Origin of the sequence: Fuchsiella alkaliacetigena (assembly GCF_023227765.1) — a bacterium.
Taxonomy (GTDB): domain Bacteria; phylum Bacillota; class Halanaerobiia; order Halobacteroidales; family Acetohalobiaceae; genus Fuchsiella; species Fuchsiella alkaliacetigena.
The window spans coordinates 1-4,391 of the sequence record NZ_JALKBZ010000095.1 but is presented as its reverse complement, the minus strand read 5'-3'; the positions used below and the strand labels follow the sequence as shown (position 1 = coordinate 4,391).

The following is a 4,391-nucleotide window of genomic DNA, read 5'->3' as shown; positions in this document are numbered from 1 at the left end:
CGATTGCATCCTACACAATTGTAATCCTGTGAAATTGTGGTCTATAGTTAGTTTTGTATAGATTTTTATAAGCAGGGGAGAAATGAGTAAATTAAAAGATATAGAAGACTTTCTGCAACAGGTGGTTAATGCTTTTGCAGCTATTGTAGACTATGATATAAATATAGATGATAAAAATGATGCTTTAGTTGGAACCGGTAAATATAAAGCCGGAAAGTATAACTTAAGTGGAAAAGGTAATATAACTGCTTGTTTGCTCTCGGATGATTCAAAAAAGGACATACTTGTGGAAGATACTGTAAGTAGTATTTTTTGTGAAGAATGTCCAAAAAAGAAGTTTTGTTTTACTAAAGCAGCTATAGTATGCAGTATAATGTCTTCGGGAGAAAAGGTAGGAGCTATTGGTTTATTAGCTTCTAATGAGGAGCAAAGAAAGAGATTGGTTAATAATAGCTCAAAGTTAAGACTATTTTTACAGAATGTTGCTAATTTTATTTCCCTTGCTTTAGATGAGAGATTAATGAAACAGCAGATGAAGTTCTTAGCTGGTAAGTTTGAAGCAGTAATTAATTCTGTTCACGAAGGTATTATTGCCGTTGATGAAGGGGGAGAGATTACTCATATAAATCATTCTGCAAAAGAGCTTTTAAATATTGATAGCGATTGGGAAGGAAAGCATATTAATACTCTTTTTTTAGACCAAAAGCTAGACCAAGTTTTCAAAAATATGTTTGAAGATAACTCTAATTATTTTGAGAAGAAAATTGAATATGAGATGGAAGATAAGAGATTTACCTTGCTTTGTAATATTACCTTAATTAGTGATGATGATCAAAATAGAGGTGCAACTATATCCTTTAGAAAGTTAGATGAGATGAAGAAATTAGCTAATAAATTAGTTTCTGCTGAAGAATCATCTACCTTTAATTCTATTAAAGGGACTAGTAAGGAGATTGTAGATATTAAAAGACAAATAAAAAAGGTTGCTGCTACTGAATCAACAATTTTACTTAGAGGTGAGAGCGGGACCGGAAAGAGTATGTTCGCTCGGGCCATCCATGAAGAAAGTGATAGAAGTGATGGAGACTTTATTGAGATTAACTGTGCTGCAATTCCAGAATCATTACTTGAGACAGAGTTATTTGGTTATGAGGAAGGTGCTTTTACAGGGGCTAAAAAGGGAGGAAAGCCAGGCAAGTTTGAGCTTGCCGATAAAGGGACTATTTTTTTGGATGAAATCGGTGATATGCCTCTTCATTTTCAAATTAAACTACTCAAGATTATAGAAAGTAATAAGGTGCAAAGGGTAGGAGGAGTAGAATCTATTGACATTGATACTAGAATTATTGCTGCTACTCATCAAGATTTAGAGGAGATGGTTCAAAAAAATAGTTTTCGTAAAGACTTATTTTATAGATTAAATGTCATTCCAATCTATATTCCCCCTTTAAGAGAACGGGAAGCAGATATTTTATTGTTATTAAAGTTCTTTTTAAAAAAATATACTACTGAATTGGATAAAAGGATTGATAGATTTACAGCTAGGGCAAAAGAAAAACTACTTAATTATTCGTGGCCGGGTAATATTCGTGAATTAGAGAATGCTATTGAGTTTGCTGTTAATATGGAAGCTTTTAATCAAATTACAGTGGATAGCTTGCCTAAACAGATCGTAGATAGCAAATCTCAGCCTGAAGAAGAAGTTGATACAATTCCTACTATTAGTGAATTAGAAAAGGAGGCTATAATTAAGGCTCTAAAAAAATATGGTACTAGTAGTAAAGATAAAGAAAAAGCTGCCCAAGCACTAGGAATTAGTAAGTCAACCTTATATCGCCGAATTAATGAGTATGATATTAGCTTTTTAACTAAAATAATTTAAATTTTGTTTCAAGCTGAGATAAGCGTTGCAAGCTGACAATTACGAATGATCATTGATATAAAAGGAAAGCGGGACTTGCTTATTTCATTTTGAGATAATTATTTCTGAATCTATAAAACTTGTGAATTAAATAATGTCTTTGAAAGTATTCTCAGTCCTATTAGTTTAGGATTTATAAAGGGAAATAGCTTAATCTTAGTCTTTGGAATGGAAATTGCATTATTTGATTATAGTAGCAACTGATATATTTTTAATTAATTTTCTGGCTTATAAAAGAAAGCTAGGAGGTGTTAAAAAATACTAAAAGATTATCCTTGATTTTTGACGAAATTTGTAGTATGCTTTGAATAGTGTTAGTTATCACTTTCACAATACTAACTGATATTATCTATAATAACAAAGTATTAACAGGTTGGATATTATTGGTATATATCAGTTTTGTTGTGCCTAGTTTTTTAAGCACTTTTATAGCTAGGAAGGAGGTGCTAAATATGGATAGGTCGAAAGTGTTTTATTTAGTTATTGTGGTAATCTTAGCTGCTACTATGCTTATCACAGCTTGTAATGAAGAAGAAGCTATCAAGTGGAATGATGGTGAGTATATAGCTAAGGGTCAGGGCCATGTTGGAGAGATAGAGGTTAAAGTGGTAATAGATTCTAATAAGATTACTAAGGTTGAGATTCTAGAACATAATGAAACACCTAATATTGCCGCCCTTGCCTTTGACAATGTACCAGAAGAAATAATAGAAAATCAAAGTTGGGAGGTTGATACTGTTAGTGGAGCTACTAATACCTATGAAGGGATTATCGAAGCTGTAAAAACTGCTTTAGAAGAAGCTGCTGTTGAATAAAAACTAATCTTATAGAAGGAGGAGAAAAGATGAACTTTAAAAGAGTTTTATTGGTTTCATTTTTAATTTTGACCATGCTTGCTTTTGTGGCTTGTGAAAGCACCAACAAAGATGCTGCTGCACTTCCAGAATGGGATGAGACTTATGATGTTGTAGTTGTTGGGGGAGGTTTTGCTGGTCTAGCGGCCACATATAATGCGGCTGAGCACGGGGCAGATACTTTATTAATTGATAAAATGCCGATGCTAGGAGGTAATTCTCAGATTAATGGTGGGGTTTATGCTGCTTATACAAGTAAGCTTAACTTATCAGAAAAACTAGGTTATGAGCCTGATACTCCAGAAAAACATATTGAAGATACAATGGAGGGTGGAGATAATCTATCTGATCCGGCTTTAGTGAAAAATTTCGTATATGGGTCACCGTATTTTATTGATTTGATGTTAGAGAATGGTTTAGAGGTTAGAGACTCCCTTGCTCGTCCTGGAGGGCACTATTCTCACCGAACATTAACTACAAAAAATCAAACTGGTTATGATATTGTAGAAGTGCAGAAAAAGCTTGTAGACCAAAGTGGTGCAGAGGTTATGTTAGAGACTGAAATGGATCGTATATATCGTGAGGAAGGTAAGGAAGGAAAAGTTGTTGGAATTCGCGTCCAAACAAATGAGGGTACTAAAAATATAAAGGCTGAAAATGGTGTTATCCTGGCTACAGGAGGATTTTCTGGAAATGAAGAAATGAGGCAGATGCATGTACCTTGGATAGATGAGGATATGTTTGATACTAATCATGCAGGTGCTACTGGAGAAGGTATTCAGTTAGCTCAAGAAATAGGAGCTAATACAACAGATATGTCTCATATTCAACTGTATCCTTTTGCTAATCCTGAAAATGGTGTTTTAGATTCACCGGCTATTTTACCATTTAATGGCCCAGGAGCTGGTATAGTTTATGTAGATACAGCAGGGAATCGTTATGTTAATGAAGGTGGACGTCGAGATGAATGTACCTTTGCTGCTTTAGAAAGTGATGGATTTCCCACTTTCACAATTTTCAATAAAGAAATGTACCGAGAATTTGCTACTGACCAAGATATAGAGGAAGGTATTGAAAAAGGAAGAATCTTCAAGGCAGATACTTTAGAAGAGTTAGCAGATTTAATTAGTGCAGAAACTTATGATGGTCACAGTGTAGATATGCCAGGAGAAAATTTGGCAGCTACAATTGAAGCTCACAATAGTTATGTTGAACAAGGGGAAGATCCAGAGTTTGGTAAGGTGATAGACTCATCAATGATGACTATGCCAGAAGGGCCCTATTATGCAGTTCCGCAATGGCCTTCAGTGCATCATACTATGGGAGGACTTACAATTACTCCTCGGACTGAGGTGCGAGATGTTTGGGGCGATGCAATTCCAGGTCTTTATGCCGCTGGAGAGGCAACGGGTGGTGTTCACGGAACTAATCGTCTAGGTTCTAATGCTATTCCAGATGCAGCTGTTCATGGACTAATTGCAGGTCAGATGGCTGCTGAGGGAACTTTACCAGATTTTGTACCATCAGCTAATAGATAATTCATACGCGTCAACTTAGACCATAATTTTACAATTTAAAGTTTGAAATTTGAATTTTTACTTGCAAAAATACAAAAA

Annotated in this window: 3 protein-coding genes; all 3 read left to right on the top strand. The window is 34.8% G+C overall.

What is annotated here, in order from left to right:
* The first annotated feature begins 82 nt into the window (after positions 1–82).
* The 3 genes from MWH30_RS13535 to MWH30_RS13525 all read left to right on the top strand — a co-directional run bounded on the left by MWH30_RS13535 (position 83) and on the right by MWH30_RS13525 (position 4,313).
* The gene (locus MWH30_RS13535) at positions 83–1,882 is read left to right on the top strand and encodes a sigma-54 interaction domain-containing protein (RefSeq protein WP_248664629.1); all 1,800 of its coding nucleotides are present in this window, start codon (positions 83–85) and stop codon (positions 1,880–1,882) included.
* 491 nt (positions 1,883–2,373) lie between these two features.
* Positions 2,374–2,736 carry an FMN-binding protein gene (locus tag MWH30_RS13530; RefSeq protein ID WP_248664628.1) on the top strand — a complete coding sequence of 121 codons (363 nt, stop codon included), beginning with the start codon at positions 2,374–2,376 and terminating at the stop codon, positions 2,734–2,736.
* A 29-nt stretch (positions 2,737–2,765) separates the two neighbouring features.
* A complete protein-coding gene (locus MWH30_RS13525) occupies positions 2,766–4,313 on the top strand; it encodes an FAD-dependent oxidoreductase (protein WP_248664627.1) in 1,548 nt (515 codons plus the stop codon).
* Positions 4,314–4,391: the final 78 nt, after the last annotated feature.

Excerpts from the sequence above, each read along its gene's own strand:
- MWH30_RS13535 (WP_248664629.1), top strand. The coding sequence starts at position 83 with ATGAGTAAATTAAAAGATATAGAAGACTTTCTGCAACAGGTGGTTAAT.
- MWH30_RS13530 (WP_248664628.1), top strand. The coding sequence starts at position 2,374 with ATGGATAGGTCGAAAGTGTTTTATTTAGTTATTGTGGTAATCTTAGCT.
- MWH30_RS13525 (WP_248664627.1), top strand. The coding sequence starts at position 2,766 with ATGAACTTTAAAAGAGTTTTATTGGTTTCATTTTTAATTTTGACCATG.